1 protein-coding gene is annotated in these 504 nt (G+C 52.6%); it reads right to left on the reverse strand.

What is annotated here, in order from left to right:
• Positions 1–462: reverse transcriptase domain-containing protein (locus CWC16_RS19355; protein ID WP_249929318.1), on the reverse strand; the 462-nt coding region annotated here is incomplete at its 3' end.
• Positions 463–504 lie beyond the last annotated feature (42 nt).

The raw sequence follows: 504 nt of genomic DNA on the forward strand, positions 1-504 counted from the left end.
ACGCTCCAGATACCGACTGATACTACGCAGTACCCGTTCCCCCGCTCTTGGGCTTTTCACTAAAATAGTGAAGTCGTCCGCATAGCGGGCAAAACGGTGGCCACGCTTCTCCAGTTCTTTATCCAGTGGATCGAGCATGACGTTCGCCATCAGCGGCGAAAGTGGACCGCCTTGGGGGACACCTTCCCGACTCTCTACAAGACAGTGGTTTTCCATCACACCCGCTCGCAGATAACGGCCGATGAGCTGCATGAGTCGTCTGTCTTTAACCTTGCGCCCAAGGAGTGTCATCAGCAAATCATGATTGACCCTGTCAAAGAATGTTGAGAGGTCTATATCAACAGCCGTACGGTATCCATCACCGATAATGCCTTGCACTTGCTTAACGGCCTGTTGCCCGTTGCGACCGGGACGGAATCCGAAACTGTTGTTCGAGAATCCGGGGTCGAATAAAGGCGTCAGAACCTATGCAATCGCTTGTTGGATTACGCGATCCTTTACGGT

The sequence above is a fragment of the Pseudoalteromonas sp. S3776 genome (assembly GCF_005886915.1).
Taxonomy (GTDB): Bacteria; Pseudomonadota; Gammaproteobacteria; order Enterobacterales; family Alteromonadaceae; genus Pseudoalteromonas.